The 15,733-nt window shown below is 71.7% G+C and carries 13 protein-coding genes; 12 read left to right on the top strand and 1 reads right to left on the bottom strand.

What is annotated here, in order from left to right; all coding sequences use genetic code 11:
• Window positions 1-42 precede the first annotated feature (42 nt).
• The 12 genes from ACFY2L_RS04995 (at window position 43) to ACFY2L_RS04940 (ending at window position 14,150) form a co-directional block, all read left to right on the top strand.
• On the top strand, window positions 43-375 hold the full coding sequence (locus ACFY2L_RS04995; protein WP_390659920.1) for a hypothetical protein: 333 nt from the start codon (window positions 43-45) through the stop codon (window positions 373-375).
• 52 nt (window positions 376-427) lie between these two features.
• The gene (locus ACFY2L_RS04990) at window positions 428-742 is read left to right on the top strand and encodes a pore-forming ESAT-6 family protein (protein WP_390659919.1); all 315 of its coding nucleotides are present in this window, start codon (window positions 428-430) and stop codon (window positions 740-742) included.
• Between the two features lie 80 nt (window positions 743-822).
• A complete protein-coding gene (locus tag ACFY2L_RS04985) occupies window positions 823-1,170 on the top strand; it encodes a DUF6507 family protein (protein ID WP_390655267.1) in 348 nt (115 codons plus the stop codon).
• Complete coding sequence (locus tag ACFY2L_RS04980; RefSeq protein WP_390821491.1) at window positions 1,167-3,740, top strand: ADP-ribosyltransferase; 2,574 nt, start codon at window positions 1,167-1,169, stop codon at window positions 3,738-3,740. Before ACFY2L_RS04985 ends, ACFY2L_RS04980 begins: the two co-directional genes overlap by 4 nt.
• Window positions 3,741-3,781: 41 nt before the next feature.
• The gene (locus ACFY2L_RS04975) at window positions 3,782-4,183 is read left to right on the top strand and encodes a hypothetical protein (protein ID WP_390655269.1); all 402 of its coding nucleotides are present in this window, start codon (window positions 3,782-3,784) and stop codon (window positions 4,181-4,183) included.
• A gap of 63 nt (window positions 4,184-4,246) precedes the next feature.
• Window positions 4,247-4,861 carry a hypothetical protein gene (locus ACFY2L_RS04970; RefSeq protein WP_390821490.1) on the top strand — a complete coding sequence of 205 codons (615 nt, stop codon included), beginning with the start codon at window positions 4,247-4,249 and terminating at the stop codon, window positions 4,859-4,861.
• A 133-nt stretch (window positions 4,862-4,994) separates the two neighbouring features.
• Complete coding sequence (locus ACFY2L_RS04965; protein ID WP_390656168.1) at window positions 4,995-5,438, top strand: HD domain-containing protein; 444 nt, start codon at window positions 4,995-4,997, stop codon at window positions 5,436-5,438.
• A gap of 35 nt (window positions 5,439-5,473) precedes the next feature.
• Window positions 5,474-5,779, top strand: coding sequence for a hypothetical protein (locus tag ACFY2L_RS04960; protein ID WP_390655271.1), 306 nt, complete (start codon window positions 5,474-5,476; stop codon window positions 5,777-5,779).
• Window positions 5,780-5,855: 76 nt separating this feature from the next.
• The gene (gene eccD, locus ACFY2L_RS04955; protein ID WP_390655272.1) at window positions 5,856-7,211 is read left to right on the top strand and encodes a type VII secretion integral membrane protein EccD; all 1,356 of its coding nucleotides are present in this window, start codon (window positions 5,856-5,858) and stop codon (window positions 7,209-7,211) included.
• Between the two features lie 61 nt (window positions 7,212-7,272).
• Window positions 7,273-8,706 carry a hypothetical protein gene (locus ACFY2L_RS04950; protein WP_390821489.1) on the top strand — a complete coding sequence of 478 codons (1,434 nt, stop codon included), beginning with the start codon at window positions 7,273-7,275 and terminating at the stop codon, window positions 8,704-8,706.
• Window positions 8,707-8,740: 34 nt separating this feature from the next.
• Entirely contained in the window at window positions 8,741-12,718 is a 3,978-nt protein-coding gene (gene eccCa, locus ACFY2L_RS04945) for a type VII secretion protein EccCa (RefSeq protein WP_390821488.1), read from the top strand.
• A 7-nt stretch (window positions 12,719-12,725) separates the two neighbouring features.
• Window positions 12,726-14,150: a DUF6177 family protein gene (locus ACFY2L_RS04940; RefSeq protein WP_390655275.1), complete on the top strand. Its 1,425-nt coding sequence runs from the start codon at window positions 12,726-12,728 to the stop codon at window positions 14,148-14,150.
• Between the two features lie 143 nt (window positions 14,151-14,293).
• On the opposite strand, the gene ACFY2L_RS04935 is transcribed toward ACFY2L_RS04940, so the two are convergent.
• Window positions 14,294-15,442: an acyltransferase family protein gene (locus ACFY2L_RS04935; protein WP_390821487.1), complete on the bottom strand. Its 1,149-nt coding sequence runs from the start codon at window positions 15,440-15,442 to the stop codon at window positions 14,294-14,296.
• Window positions 15,443-15,733 lie beyond the last annotated feature (291 nt).

Below are 15,733 nucleotides of genomic sequence, written 5' to 3'. Positions count from 1 at the left end.
AGTGCGCATGATGTGAGCCAAGTGAGCTGAACGGGGGCCTTGATGAAGTTCGACATGGGTGCGCAGACGTTGTCGACGTTGCAGCGTGATTCGCGTGGGTCGAGTGATGATCTGGGTTCGTTGATCAAGCAGTTGGTGCAGGCGGCGACGCCGTTGGAGGGGAAGTTCAACGGTACGGGTCGGGCGATGTTCGATCAGTTCAAGGGGCGTGCGGATGAGATCGCGGCTGATCTGAACGCGTCGTTGTCGGCGATCCTGGGTGGTCAGTCGGGGATGGACTCGGCGTTCAGTTCGGGTGATCAGGAGCAGGGTGACAACGCGCGGCAGCAGATGTCGGCGGCGAACTTCGATGCGGCGCGGTTCGGTGCGCGCTGAGTTCGGGTTGTAGCTCGGTCGGTTCTTTCTTCTTTCTCACGGGGAGTGTGTGATGGCGGGTGCGGGTTCGGATCGTCGGTCGTATGACACGGGTGCGTCGGCGGATGCGCAGGGGAACATCCAGGCGGTGGTGGCGCGGCTGGAGGAGGTGATCGGTCAGCGTGATCGTCAGGTGAAGGCGGCGATGGCTGATTTCACGGCGGATGGGGTGGCGGAGGAGTACCACGGTAAGGAGCAGCGGTGGAACCGTGCTTCGAACGAGGTGCGGAACATCATCGGGTTGTTGAAGTCGACGTTGGAGCAGAACGACGGTACGGCGCAGTCGACGATCCAGCGGGCGAAGGCCGCGGTGGACAACATCGGCTGACGGAGGACTTGGCGCGTGTTGCGAGGAACGGGGGTTGACGGGTGCCGGGCTGGGATCTGAAGCCGCAGGGTATTTCGGGTGTGCTGAAGACGACGGGGGAGACGGCGTCGGACTTGCAGAAGCATGCGACGGCGTTCGGTGAGCATCTGACGTCGGCTGCGTCGAGTGCGGGGACGATTTCCGCGGATGCTCCGGCGGCGGGTGGTGAGCAGGCGCAGGGTGGTCTGGTGGCGTTGGCGTTGTCGCAGTATGCGGAGCGGGCGTCGAAGGATCTGTCGTATGTCGCCGCACGCGCTGGGAAGTCGTTGCAGGGTGTGGTGGACGCGACGACGGCGTATTTGAACGGTGACGAGCAGATGGCGATGGAGGCGCAGCGCAACACGCTGAAGGCGCCGAAGCTCGACATGCCGGGGACGGGCAAGGCGTGATCAAGCCGGAGGAAATACCCCAGTTCACCGGTGACTTGGCTCAGCTCGAGCTGGATCACGCGGCCCTGACGAAGGACGCCGGGCACGTCCGGGACACGGGCAAGGACGTCCATACCCAGTTCCAGGGGCTCTCGGCGTTCTACCAGGCGCCGGAGGCGGAGCAACTGTTCGGCACCACCAAGCCGGTGCAGGACCGGGCCGACGACTTCGCCACCGATCTCGAGACGGTCTCGTCCGCCCTCTCCTCGTACGCCACCGAGATCCGGCCCCTGGTCTCCAAGCTCAAGGAGCTCAAGACCAAGGCGCAGACCTTCGTCGACTCCGTCAAGGACGACGACGAGTGGGAGTACGACGGCGACAAGGTCGACGAGCACAACGAGATCCGGGACGACATCACCACCACCGTCGCCGCGTTCTGGGCGGCGGAGCGGACCTGCCACAACAAGATCACCGCGATCTGGGGCGGGACCCAGATGGTCGCGGGCGACGGGTCCGAGCGCAAGGACCAGTACGGCTTCAACGCCGAGGACCTCAAGAACGCGAAGCTTCCCTGGGGCGACCCGGTGGAGGAGAAGCACCACTGGTACGAGGTCGGCCACTGGGTGAAGTCCTTCGTGTGGGACGGCCTGATCGTCGACGGGATCTGGGGCACGATCAAGGGTCTCGGCACACTGGTCGGCTTCGGCGGCTGGGACGCGATGGGCCAGGCATGGAAGGGCCTCGCCCAGCTCGCCACCGGTCTCGCCCTCGCCTCCATCCCCGGCGTCGGCACGGCGTTCTGGCTGCTGCCCGACGACAAGCTTCCCTCCTGGCTGCGTGATTCGCGCACGGCGATGAAGGAGACGGGCAAGGCGCTGGTGGCGTGGGACGAGTGGGGCAAGAACCCCGGCCGCGCGGCAGGAGCGGTCACCTTCAACGTCCTGACGACCGTCTTCACGGGCGGCGCGGGTGGCGCGGCCGCCGGTGCGGGCAAGGCGGGCGCGGTCGCCAAGGTCCTGTCGGTGGCGGGCAAGGCGGGCAAGGTCATCGACCCGATGACGTACATCGCCAAGGGCGCCGGCGCGGGCCTGTCGAAGATCGGCGACATCGCCAAGGGCCTCAAGGGCCTCGGCAAGGTCGAGATGCCCACGCTCCCCGACGGTTCGGTCCACCTTCCCGACGGCCGCGTCCTGGAGCCGAACGGCAACCTGGTCTCGCCCGACGGCACGATCGACACCACGCCGGTTCCGCACGAGACCGCGCCGGCGTCGTACCAGACGTCCTCCGGGCTCCCGTCCCACTGGACGATCCAGGCGCCCGACGCGACACCGTCGTACGCGGGCGCGGCCCACACGGCCGACACCGGGGCGTACGCCGGGGCGCACGCGACGAGCGACGGGATCTACGGCGGGACGCCGCACTCCACGGGCACCGGCACGGGCGGCGGTACCTACACCGGCGGCGCGCACGCCACGTCGGACGGCATCTACGGCGGTGTCCCGCACAGCACCGGCGACGCGGTCTCCGCGGGCGCGCACTCCGGTACGACCCCGTCGGCCTGGTACCACGACACCCCGGCGACCGCTGCGACGCACGACGTCCCGGCCACGATCCCGCACGACGCACCGGCGGCCACCCCTCACACCGGCGGCCACGGCACCGACGTACCGCACGGCACGGGCCACGACACCCCGGCCGGGCACCCGCACGACGGCGCGCACGGCGGCTCGCACGGCGCGGGCCACGCCGACGACGCCTCGCACGGCGCCGGGCACACGGACGACGCGGCGCACACGGGGGACCACGCGGGCGCGTGGGACCACGTGGACGTCGGCGACGGTGCCCTGGACACCGGCGCCCACCACGGCACCGACGTCCCGGTCACCTCGGGCCACCCGGACGTGGACCTCCCGGGGCACCCCGGGGCCGGCGAGCCGTTCGAGTACAAGCCGCTCGTGTCCGGGGACGACTTCGACGGGCTGACGGATGCCGAGAAGCACGCCGTCGCCCAGGCCGAGCTGGCGCACGGCACGAACCCCACACCCAGCGTCAGCAACAAGGCGGGGTGGGACTACGGCAACGCCTACTGGAACGACTTCCTGGACGGCCTCTCCACCGAGTCGAGGGACTCGCTGGTCACCTACACCGGCCACGCCTACGACGACATCAACGGCCATCTGCGCTTCGGCAACGACGTGCCCGACTCGATCCTGCACACCATCGACGAGATGGACAAGGTCATGGGGACCCGTCCCGTGCCCGAGAACATCATGGTCGTCCGCGGCACGGGAATCGATCACCTCAACCTGGATTCGCCACTGGACATGGAAGGCCGGGTCTTCGACGACAAGGCGTACACGTCCACGGCCCTGGGCGAGGGGCCGCCGCCCCCCTTCGACCAGAAGCCCGTGTACATGCACCTGCGGGTGCCGGAGGGCACGCCCGCGCTCTGGCTGGACCATCTGTCCAAGTACCCCGGTGAACGGGAACTGCTCCTCGCCCGCGGCAGCAAGTACCGGGTGACGCGCGTCTTCCTGGACGAGGCGGACGGGAAGTGGCACGTCTACGGGGAGGTTCTGCCGAGGTCGTAGCCTCGTAGCGGAACAGGGAGAGTCAAAGGAATGTGGACGTCATGAGCAGTGAACGACCGATCAACCCGCGCTTCGCCGAGGACCTGCCGTTCACGGAGGTGGACGCCCCCCCGAGGTACAGCCGGCAGACCGGTGGTCCGGTCGCGCACCTGAGCGTCGCCGACGAGACGGGCACCGTGATCGGGTACGTCTGGGCCAACGACAGCGACGACGCGGCCGGATGGGTGGTGCCGCCGGGGCTTCCGGCGCGCGCGGTGAACGCCGGAGCGTCCTGGCTGCGGGCGCTGCGCGGCGGCAAGGCCCGGGGTCTCGCGCCCACGGCTCTGCTCGCCGAGCTGGCACAGGGCGCGAACGACAACAAGCTGAGCCACGCCGTGCCCGGCTCCCTCACCGAGGCCCCGTCCCTGGCTGCCCTCAAGGAGCGAGTCGCCGACGGCGACTAGACCGCAGCCCGCCCGCCCGGCACACCGTCGGCAACACGATCAACTACGGAGAACACCCACCCCATGACCACCCCGCCCCAGGGCAACCCCTACGCCGCCCCCGTCCCGCAGGCCGGCCCCAACCCCTACGCCCAGCAGGGTGGTTACCCGCAGACCGCGCCGGTGCCGCAGCAGGGGTACCCGCAGACGGCGCCCGTGCCGCCCCAGCAGGGGGCCCCGTACGGGTACCCGGCCCAACAGGGGCAGCCGGGGTACGGCGCCCACCCCGGTCACCCCCAACCGCCCGCCCCCGCGTGCATGTTCTGTGGAGGTTCTCCCGCCGTCCACGTCACCTTCCGGGCCCACCGGGGGATCCTGATCCTCATGACCTTCGGGAAGCAGAGCGGCATGATGTGCGCGACCTGCGGGCTCGGGGTGTACCGGGAGCTGACCACGCGGACGCTGTGGCAGGGCTGGTGGAGTCCGTTCTCGCTGTTCCTGTTCACGCCGTTCACGGTCATCCACAACCTGGTCGTCGCCCGCAAGGTGAAGAAGCTGCAGGCGCCGGCACCGGGGCAGCACGGGCAGCAGGTCGACCCCGGCGTGCCCGTGCACCGGCGCCCGCTCGCGTACATCGCGCTCGTTCCGGTGCTGTGGATCCTGTTCATGATCGTCACCGGGCTCACGCAGGGCTCGTGACGGAGGCGGCCCGGGGGAACGACCCGCACCCCGGGTGTACGCCCCCGCCTCCCGTGCCTTATGTTGCACGGGCAAAGTAAGGGGGAGTTTGCATGCCGCAGCACGGGCACCGGGGGAGGCGCGCGCCGTGAGGATGAGCCTCGCCGAGGTCGAGGCCGTCGCGTGCGCCGCGCACGCGGAGCAGACGGACAAGGCCGGACGGCCGTACACCGAGCATCTGCGGGCCGTCGCCGAGGGCGTGCGTGCCCGGGGCGGGGGCGAGGAACTCGTCGCCGCGGCCTGGCTGCACGACGCCGTGGAGGACGGGGTGCTGAGCGAGGAGTGGCTGGAGACGGCCGACCTCGACCAGCGGACCAAGGACGTCGTGCGCGCCGTGACCAAGCGGTCCGGTGAGTCGCCCGAGGCGTACGCGGGGAGGATCCTGGGGACGCCGGGCGCCCGGCTGGTCAAGGCGGCCGACCTCGCGCACAACGCCGACCCGGACCGGCTCGCCGTGCTCGACGAGGTCACCGCACGGCGACTCGAGCGGAAGTACAGCGCCATGAGGCAGTACCTCGGCCTCACCCCGCACGACTGACGGCCCATCAAAAGCTACGCACAGGACGACGACTAATGGCACGGGACTACGACAGCCAGCTGCTGGAGTCGGTGGCGGTGCGGCGGCGCCGGATGCGCGACGCGCTGCTGTTCGGCACCCAGCGCGGCCGGCGCACCCTGGACGAGCGGCTCGGCAAGGTGTTCGCGGGCATCGCGATCGCGGCCGTGCTCTGCGCCGGCTGCGTCGGCTGGTCCTTCCTGCAGGCCACGCTGGCGAAACAGAAGGCCGAGCAGGAGAAGCAGCGGCAGCAGCAGGAGCAGCTGTACGACCCCGCGAGCAGCAGCAGCCCGTCCACCGGCGCCAAGGGGGAGAAGCAGTGAAGAGGACGAGCAAGGGTGACGGGTGCATGGCATATCAGGCCTGTGGCCGAAATGACGCGATGATAGGTTCCGGTGAGTGGTGAGCACTGCAACGACGTCTCGGACCCAGCTCAGCCGTATCACCCTGATCGGTGAACGGCGACGCGCCGACCTCGTCCTGCCGTCGGACACGCCGATCGGTCAACTGCTCCCCGACATACTGCGGTTGCTCGACGACCGGGTCGCCACCCGGCCGACCACGCGGCAACTGGTCACCTCCGACGGCTCGGTGCTGCCGAACGACGCCACGCTGTCCTCGGCTGAGGTGGCCGACGGCGCCGTGCTGCAGCTGGTGCGGGCGCACGCCGCGCCCCCCGCGCCGGTGGTGCACGATGTGACCGACCAGGTCGCCGACGACCTCGACCTGCGCTCCTGGCGCTGGCGCCCGGCCGCGCGCCGGGTCAGCGCCGGGGTCGCCACCGTCGTCTTCGCCGTGGCCGCCGCCGTACTGGCCCGGCGCGAGTTCGCGCTGGAGTCCGTCACCACCGCGCTCGCGGTCGCCACCGTGGCGTTCCTGCTGGCCGGTGCGGTCGTCGCGAAGATCGGCGAGGGCAACCTCGGGCTCGCCACCGCGCTGCTGTTCGCCTCCGGCGGCCTCGGACTGCTCACCGCGTGGACCGCGGCGGACGCCTACGACTGGTCGGGCGAGGCAAGGCTGGCCGGTGTGGTCGCCGCGTCGGTGCTCACCCTGGTGCTGCTCGCCTACTTCTCGCCCCTCGGCCGGGGCGGACTCATCGGCGCCGGCGCGGCCGTCGCCATGGCCGCCGTCTGGGAGGCCGTCGCCGCCGTGCAGGACCGGCCGGACCGGCTCGGCGCCGTGATGACCGTGTTCTCCGTGGTGCTGCTCGGCCTGCTGCCGCGGCTCGCGCTGATGGCCTCCGGGCTCACCGGCCTGGACGACCGCCGGTCCTCGGGCGTGTCGGTGAGCCGTCACCAGGTCTCCAACGCGCTCGCCGCCACGCACCGCGGGCTCGCCCTGGCCACCGTGGTCACCGCCGCCTCGGCCGCCGCCGGCGGCTGGCTGCTGACCACCGCCGACACGCCGACCGCGTGGACGGTGACCCTGGCCTCGCTCACCGCCGTGGTGCTGCTGTCCCGGGCCCGGGCCTTCCCGCTGGTCGCGGAGGTCGTGGCGCTGTTCGCGGCGGCGGCCGTGCTCGTCGTACGCCTCGCGGTGCTGTGGCTGGACCACGCGGGGGGCGCCGGCGCGCTGGCCCTGCTGGGGGCCGCCGCGGTGCTGCCGCTGCTGGTCCTCGCGATCGAACCGCCCGAGCACGTGCGGATCCGGCTGCGCCGGCTGGCCGATCTCATCGAGTCCTTCGGCGTGATCGGGCTGTTCCCGCTGGCCGTCGGCGTGTTCGGCATCTACGGGCAACTGCTCGACAAGTTCTGAGGTCTGAGGGACTACGCGTCGGTACTCCGGGCGGGAGTCCGACGCAAGGGAGAAGGGCGACATGCCGAGCGGTGAGAACTGGCAGAACGACGTGCTGCGCGACCTGAGGGGCGGCGCGGCACCTCAGCGGCCCGCGCCCGCGACGGGACAGGGCGACGACCCCGCACCGGGGCAGGCACCGCAGCCGGGCGTACCCGCGCAGAACGCCCAGGCGGAGACGCCGGGATACGGCTACCCGCACCAGCAGCCGGCACCCGCGTACGGGTACCCCCAGCAGCAGCCCGCACAGACGGGAACACCGGGATACGGCTATCCCCAGCAGCCGTACGCCGACCCCGAGGCGCAGCAGGCCCGGCAGCCGTACGCCGACCCCTCGGCCCGGCAACCGCAGCAGCCGTACCAGGACCCCGCGGCCCAGCAGCCGTACCCCGCCCAGGCCGCCCCGTACGCGCAGCAGCCGTACGCCGAGCAGCACGCGCAGCCGTACGCCGAGCAGCACGCGCAGCCGTACGCCGAGCAGCACGCGCAGGCACCCGCGCAGCCGGCCCCCCAGGGCGCCGCGGCGCGGCGCGCCGCCCCCGACACCCGTCCCGTCCTGGACAAGCGGCTCGCCGCCGCCGGTCTCAAGCCCCGCCGCGGCGAACCGTTCGCCGCCCGTGCACTGCGCGCCGTACGCCGTACCGTCTCCTCCTCCGCCGCGCGCGAGGTCGCCGAGACCACCGCGACCGCCGAAATGCTCCAGCGGCCGGTGACCACCGGCCGGCAGATCGCCGTGACCTCCATCCGCGGCGGCTCCGGCAAGACCACGATCGCCGCCCTGCTCGGCGCCACCTACGCCCACTACCGCCAGGACCCGGTGCTGCTCGTCGAGGCCGACCCGGCGCTCGGCTCGCTGCCGCTCCGGCTCGGCGCGGAGAGCCTGCGCTGGACCACCGGCGACCTCGCCGCCCTCGTCGAACCGCAGATGTCACTGCTGGACATCACCGGATACCTGGTCCAGCTCCCGGAGAACGCCTGGCTGCTGCCCGGCAGTCAGGGACAGGTCGGCGCGATGCTCGACACCAAGGGCTACGAGCGGGTCATGGTCTCGCTGCGCCGCTACTTCGGGGTGACCGTCGTCGACTGCGAGACCCTGCCCGCCGAGGTGGCCCGCACCGCGCTGTCCGCCGCCCAGGCCCGCGTGCTCAGCGCGCCCGCGACCCTGGAGGGCATCGCCAGCACCCGCTCGGTCCTGGAGTGGATGCGCGGCCTGCCCCGGGACATCACCACCACGACCGTGGTCGTGCTCACCGAGACCGCCCCGCACTCCGGCCTCGACCTGGACAAGGCGGCCGAACAGCTGAAGTCGACCGGCGCGAGCGTCCGCGTCCTGCCGTACGACCGTCATCTCGCCGCGGGCGGCGCCATCCGCACCGATCTGCTCGCCCGCCCGACCCGGCTGGCCGCCACCCGGCTGGCCGCCGAGGTCTTCGAACTGTCCCAGAAGCGCCGTTGAACCACCTCGAAGGGACCCCACGAAGGACAGGACGATGAGTACCCGACTGATCCACCGCCCGGCGCGCACCACCCGTCCGCCGGCCGCCCCCGAGCCGCGCACCATAGAGGCCCCGCCCAACCTGCCCGAGGGCAAGGCGGGTTCCATCGCCACCTCGCTGCTGCCCGTGGCCGGCGTGATGTCCTCCGTCGTGATGATGACGGTCGTGCGCAACAGCCAGTTCGCCGGGCTCGGCGCGATCATCCTCGTCGTCACCCTCGTCGGCTCCCTCGCCCTGGTCTTCTCCCAGCGCGGCAAGGCCCAGCGCACCCGCCGCACCCAGCGCGAGGCCTACCTGGCCTACCTGGAGGACCTGCGCGAGGAACTGTCCAAGGAGGAGCGCGAGCGCGCGGAGACCGCCCAGGTGCTCAACCCGGCGCCGGACGCGCTGTACGACATCGTCCGCGACCCGGCCCGGCTGTGGGAGCGCAGGCGCCTCGACGGCGACTTCCTGCGGGTCCGCGTCGGCACCGGCGAGATGCCCGTGCGGGACCTGAAGGTCGGTCAGCAGGGCTCGTCCGTGCTCACCCCGCCGGACCAGTTCATGCTGAACGAGGCGTCCGCGCTGATGGTCCGCTTCCGCACCGGCACCGACCTCCCGCTCACCGTGCCGCTGGACCGCGTCGGCAACATCAGCGTCATCGGTGACCGCGAGGACACCCTCCGGGTCGCCCGCGCGCTGCTCGTCCAGGCCGCCGCGACGCACGCCCCGGACGACGTGGCGTTCGCGCTCGCCGCGCCCGGCGACCGGATCGCCGACTGGGAGTGGGCCAAGTGGCTGCCCCACCTGCTCGACCCCGAGCAGTTCGACGGCCCCGTGGCCGCCCGCCGCATCGCGCCCTCCGTGCCCCAGCTGGCCCGGCAGATCGGCCCCGAGCTGCGCCGCCGCGCCTCCTACGCGGCCGAGGTGCGCCGCGGCCTGTCCGGCAAGGACGCCCTCGCCATGACCTCCCGGCTGCTGGTCGTCGCCGACGCGCACGGCGACGACGCCGTCGACCTGCCCCGCCCCGACGACGCCGTGGGACTGCGGGAGATGGGCGTCACCATCCTGCACCTGCTCGACGAACGGGTGCAGGAGCCCGGCAGCGTGGGGGTGCGCATCACCGTCGACGGCGAGCGGATCGCCATCGAGGACCTGCGCGAGGCCGAGCCCATCGGCGCGCACGGAACCGTCGACGAGATCGGCGTCCCCTTCGCCGAGGGCTTCGCCAGGATGCTGGCGCCGCTCAGGCTGTCCGCCGACTCGATGGCCGCCGACGCCCCGCTCAGCGGCCCCGTCGACTTCGCCGAACTGCTCGGCATCGACGACGTCGCCGACCTCGACCTGTCCCGGCTGTGGGCGCCGCGCGGCGAGCGGGCGTTCCTGCGCGTGCCCATCGGCGTCAGCGACTCCCACGACCCCGTGCTCCTCGACCTCAAGGAGTCCTCCGAACTGGGCATGGGCCCGCACGGCCTGTGCGTCGGCGCCACCGGTTCCGGCAAGTCCGAACTGCTGCGCACCCTGGTCCTCGCCCTGGTCGCCACCCATCCGCCGGAGGACCTCGCCATGGTCCTCGTCGACTACAAGGGCGGCGCCACCTTCGCCCCCTTCGCGGACCTCCCGCACGTGGCCGGCGTGATCACCAACCTGGAGAACCAGGCCGGGCTCGTCGAGCGCGTGCACGCCTCGCTGGCCGGCGAGGTCAAGCGCCGCCAGCAGGTCCTCAAGGACGCCGGGAACGTCGCCGACATCGGCCACTACGCCGCCCTGCGCGCCGAGAAGCGCCCCGACCTCGATCCCCTCCCGCACCTCTTCGTGGTGATCGACGAGTTCGGTGAACTCCTCACCGCCAAGCCGGACTTCATCGACCTGTTCCTGTCCATCGGCCGGATCGGCCGCTCCATCGGCGTGCACCTGCTGCTGTCCAGCCAGCGCATCGAGGGCGGCAAGCTGAAGGGCCTGGACACCTATCTGTCGTACCGGCTCGGCCTGCGCACCTTCTCCCCCGACGAGTCCCGCACGGTCCTCGACACCACCGACGCCTTCCACCTGCCGCCGCTGCCCGGCTTCGGCTACCTCAAGGTCGACACCAGCCACTACGAGCGGTTCAAGGCCGGCTACGTCTCCGGCGCCTACAGCGGCCCGGTGCGCCGCGAGGAGGAGGACACCGGACCGCTCGCCCTGGAGTACGACGCCTACAACACCCTCGGCCAGGAGGAGAGCGCCGCGCCGCAGGAGCCGCAGATGCGGCGCCGGGAGACCGGGCCCACCGAGATGGGCGTCATGGTCGAACAGATCGAGAACGCCGGCGCCCGCCCCGTACGCCAGATCTGGCTGCCCCCGCTGCCCGAGGCAGTCTCCCTCGACAAGGTGGCCGGCCCCCTGGAGGTCGGCGCCCGCGGCACCCAGCTCGCCAAGCGGCGCGGGCCGCTCCAGGTGCCGCTGGGCATCCTCGACGACCCCACCAAGCAGTGGCAGGGCCAGTGGTACCTGGACCTGACGATGGCGGGCGGCCACGCGGCGGTCATCGGCGGACCGCAGTCCGGCAAGACCACGCTGCTGCGCACCCTCGCCCTGTCCCTGGCGCTGACGCACACCCCGCAGGAGGTCGGCGTCTACGGCCTCGACCTGGTCGGCGGCGGCCTCCAGGCACTGTCCGGCCTGCCCCACGTCGGCGGGGTCGCCGGCCGGGCCGACCGCGAGCGCGCCGCCCGCACCATCGACTCCGTGCGCGTCATGCTCGACCAGCGCGAGGAACTCTTCCGCGTCCACAACATCGACTCGCTGGAGCAGCTGCGCACGCTGCGCGCCGCGGGCCGGCTGCCCGAGCTGGCCTCCACCGAGATCGTGCTGCTCATCGACGGCTTCGGCGCCCTGCGCGACGACTTCGAGGAACTGGACGACGCGGTCGTCGACATCCTCAAGCGCGGCGGCGGCTACGGCATCCACGTCGTCGCGGGCATGCTGCGCTGGAACGACGTGCGCATCGCCACCCAGTCCCAGTTCGGCACCCGGGTCGAGCTGCGGCTGAACGACCCGAGCGAGTCCAGCATCGAGCGCAAGCTCGCCCAGACCCTCGCGCCCGAGGAGAAGGGCCGCGTCCTCACCGACGGCAAGCTCTTCGCCCAGGTCGCCCTGCCCCGCACGGACGGCCTGGCCGACACCGCCGACCTCGGCGCGGTCCTGGAGCGCACCGCCAGGACCGTGCGCGCCACCTGGACCGGCGAGGTCGCCCAGCCCGTCCGGGTGCTCCCGCACGTCCTGGAACCGCACATGCTGCCCGGCCCGGCCGCCGAGCCGCGCCGCGTCGCGATCGCCCTGGACCAGACGCGGCTGGCGCCGGTCATGCTCGACCTGTTCCACCACGACCAGCACCTGCTGATCATGGGCGACAGCGAGTGCGGCAAGACCAACCTGCTGAAGGTGATCGCCCAGGGCCTCATGGAGCGCTACGGCGACGACGAGCTGGTGTTCGGCGTCATGGACCCCCGGCGCGGTCTGCGCGGCGCCATCCCGGAGGAGTACCGGGGCGGTTACGCCTACAACGCCAAGCTGGCCGGCGGCCTCGCGGCGGGCATCGCCACGGAGCTGGACAAGCGGCTGCCCGACGAGAGCACGGACGGCTCCGACCTGGAGCCGGGCAGCTTCTCCGGCCCGCGGATCGTGATCCTGGTCGACGACTACGACGTCCTCACCACGGCCGGCCAGCAGCCGCTCGCGCCCTTCGTGCCGTACATCCCCTCGGCCCAGGACATCGGCCTGCACTTCGTCCTCACCCGGCGCGTCGCGGGCGCCTCCCGCGGTCTGTACGAGCCGCTGATGATGGGCCTGCGCGAGTCGGGCGCCGCGGCGCTGGTGATGTCCGGCGACCGCAGCGAGGGCCAGCTCTTCACCGGGGTGTACGCCTCCCAGCAGCCGCCCGGCCGCGGTGTGCTGGTCCGCAGGGGCGAGCCGAACCGACTGATCCAGACCGTCTACGCGGGGACGAGGTAGAGGGACCATGACGAAGGACGTCGTCGCGCTCACGAAGAAGATGCCCGACCCGCTGAGCGTGATCGCGGGCCTGCTCTCCGGCGGCCCGGACAAACTGGTCGGCGCGGAGGCGGACGGCGCGCTGGTCCGGCTGCACGACGAGCAGGGCCGCCCCCTGCTCTCCGTCGAGGCCCCCCTGCTGGTGCAGGTACGGGGAGAGGCGCAGCGGCTGCTCGGCGCCGACGAGCCGGAGGTCCCGTACTGGTGGACCGAGGCCCGCGCCACCACCGGGGTGAAGGAGGCCGAGGCGCTCGCGGGGACCTTCGCGGCCCGGATCGCCACGCTGGTCGGCGGCACGGCCTGGCCGCGCGCGGCCGCCGGCTCGCTCGCCGTGGTCGACACCGAGGGGATGACCGCCGTACCGGTGCCGGCCGCCGCGCAGCCCGCCGTCGACGTGCTCACCGACAAGGTCGCCGTGGTGATCCAGGACCGTCCGGTGGTCGCGATGACCGCCTGGCTCGCGGACACCTTCCGGGCGGCCGCGAACGCGCAGCTCGGTTTGCAGATCGTGACCCCGGCCGGCACCCGGCTCTCGCCCGCGGTCCGCGGCGCGCTGCCGGGCTGGCCCTCGCGCTGGGTGGTGCAGGACGAGAAGTGCGGGTACTACGACGGTCTGTCCGGTGCCGTCCTGCACTGGGCGAACGGGCTGTTCGTGACGGTCGAGTCACCGGAGGCGACGCCCGAGGACCCGCGCACTCCCGTCGCCGAGACCTTCACCCGGCAGATCGCCGACTCCGGCGAGCGCCAGCTGGCCATCTCCTTCCGCTGCGTCCACCCGGCCGACGAGCGGCTGGTCCTCGGCGGCGCCCTGGAAACGGTCTGGCGGGAGATCACCGGTGAGCCGCCGGCCGGCTGGGGCACCGAGGAACCCGCCAACCTGCCCTGGTCGCTGCGGCAGGTCACGGACGTGGCGTACGAGCGGTCCCCGGAGCCGACGTGGCTGGTCGTCGTCGGCGCACCGGAGCGGCCGGGCCTGGCGACGGTGCGGATCTCCCGGACGAAGGGGGGCGTGGAGGAGGACGTCACGCTGGCCTTCGGCTACGGGCCGGGGGAGGAGGTCCCCTCGGACGCGACCGTCATGGCGGCGGCGGAGGCCCTGGCCACCCGCCACGACCTGCAGTCGATGCTCATCCAGGTCCGCAGGGCCCGCCGCGACCTCTCGGTCCCGCCGCGCTTCGAGGGCCCGGGGGTGCCGTACGCCTTCGTCCTGGGCGCCGAGGAGGTCCGCACCATGCCGGGCGACCGGGCGAGGCGGACCCCCCTCCGCGAGAAGCCCCGCGAACTGGGCCCGAAGACCCGCCCGGCCCTCTACTACCCGCTCCCGGGCAACCCGTCCGACCTGTCGGCCTGGAAGGACTTCGAGGAACTGATGACCCACCTGAAGGGCGACTGATCCGAGGCCCGGCCGGCCACGGCCGGCACCACGGGGGCGCGGCGGGCCACGGACAACCCGCACCCGCCGACGCGCAGCCCCCCCACCGGCGGCCCCGACCGGCGGCCCCCACCGCTTGTCCAGGCGGGCCGGCTCGTGCCCGGCTAGGCGGAGACCCGCTCGCGCGCCTGCGCCACCCGCACGGGGTCCTTCCGGAACGCCCACTCCATCCTCGGCTCCATCACACCCCGGAACACCCGCCGCACCGGCGAGGTGCACAGCAGCGTGACCGCCACGGCGACCGCGACACTCACGGCGATCTCCCCGGCCGGGCCGTGCAGCGGAGCGTGGTCGAACAGACCACGATAGTCCGCGCCCTTGATGAGGAAGCCGTGCAGCAGATAGCCGTACAGGGTGCCCGCGCCGAGCGCGGTGAACCACATCGTGCGGCCCGGCACCCAGGAGAAGAAGCAGGCGGTCAGCAGCAGCGAGCAGCTGAACAGGGCGAGCTGCATGACGGGTCCCACCCACCAGGGTGAGACCAGCTCCTGCGCGGAGTCACGGTGGTAGAACCACGCGCCGTTCATCCGGGGCACCGCCCACCAGGCGAAGGCCAGGGCGAAGGCGAACACCGGCACCGCCGCGATCCGCACCGAGCGGCGGCGCACCAGCCGGAAGTGCTCCGGCTTCAGGCTCAGGCCGAGGACGAAGAACGGCAGGAACTGCAGGACGCGCTGGAGGTCCAGGTCGTCACCGATCTCGGGGCTGACGGAGGCCAGCATGGCGATGCCGAGCGCGACGGGCAGCGGATGCCGCAGGGACGTCCAGAGCGGGGTGGTGAGCCGCCAGACGCACAGCGCGATCAGGAACCACGTCAGGTAGTAGGGGTCGAGGAGGCTGATCTCCTGGTCGGGGCTGTGGTCGGCGTAGCGCTTGAAGAGCGAGTAGGCGGTCTCGAAGACGACGTACGGTACGACGACCCCGGTGACCAGCCTCTTCATCCGGGCGGGGCTGCCGTCGAAACTGCGGGAGAAGAACCCGGAGATGATGATGAACGCCGGCATGTGGAACGCGTACACGATCATGTACGCCGCCTGCAGCACCCGGCTGTCACCCTTGAGCGGCTCCCAGGAATGGGCCACCGCCACCAGCACGATCGCCAGGTATTTGGCGTTGTCGAAGAACGCGTCACGCCGTGCGGCCGGCCGTGCGGACGGCTGGTCGGCGGATCTGTCCCGGGACTGGTCGTGCGGATCGTTCTGGTTCTGGGGTGAGCGGGGGCTCGGAACGAGAGACGAGGCGGCGTGGAACATTTGAGGCACCTTAGCGTCGCGTGTGCGCATGCGTAAAACAGGCGAGGTCATTCCTGCTTTATTGCTCGCGGCTACCCCGAGATTCGGCGAACTTGACGTCGTCGGCGGTGTCTTGTGTCTCACAGGTGCCCCGGATGTCACGATTCATCCCGACTAAAAGGTACATACCGCCGGTTGTGGGTGTCTCGTTGCCCGGCTGTGTCCGCAATTCGAATTACCTGCGCAGGCGTTGTGTGGAGAGGGAAACGAACCTCCTCAATTCCCGGTGCGCGTAGGGCCTCGAATTGTTGT

This window comes from Streptomyces sp. NPDC001381 (assembly GCF_042895685.1).
GTDB lineage: Bacteria > Actinomycetota > Actinomycetes > Streptomycetales > Streptomycetaceae > Streptomyces.
Note: the sequence above shows the minus strand (reverse complement) of the source record. Positions and strands in the feature narration are given on the sequence as shown.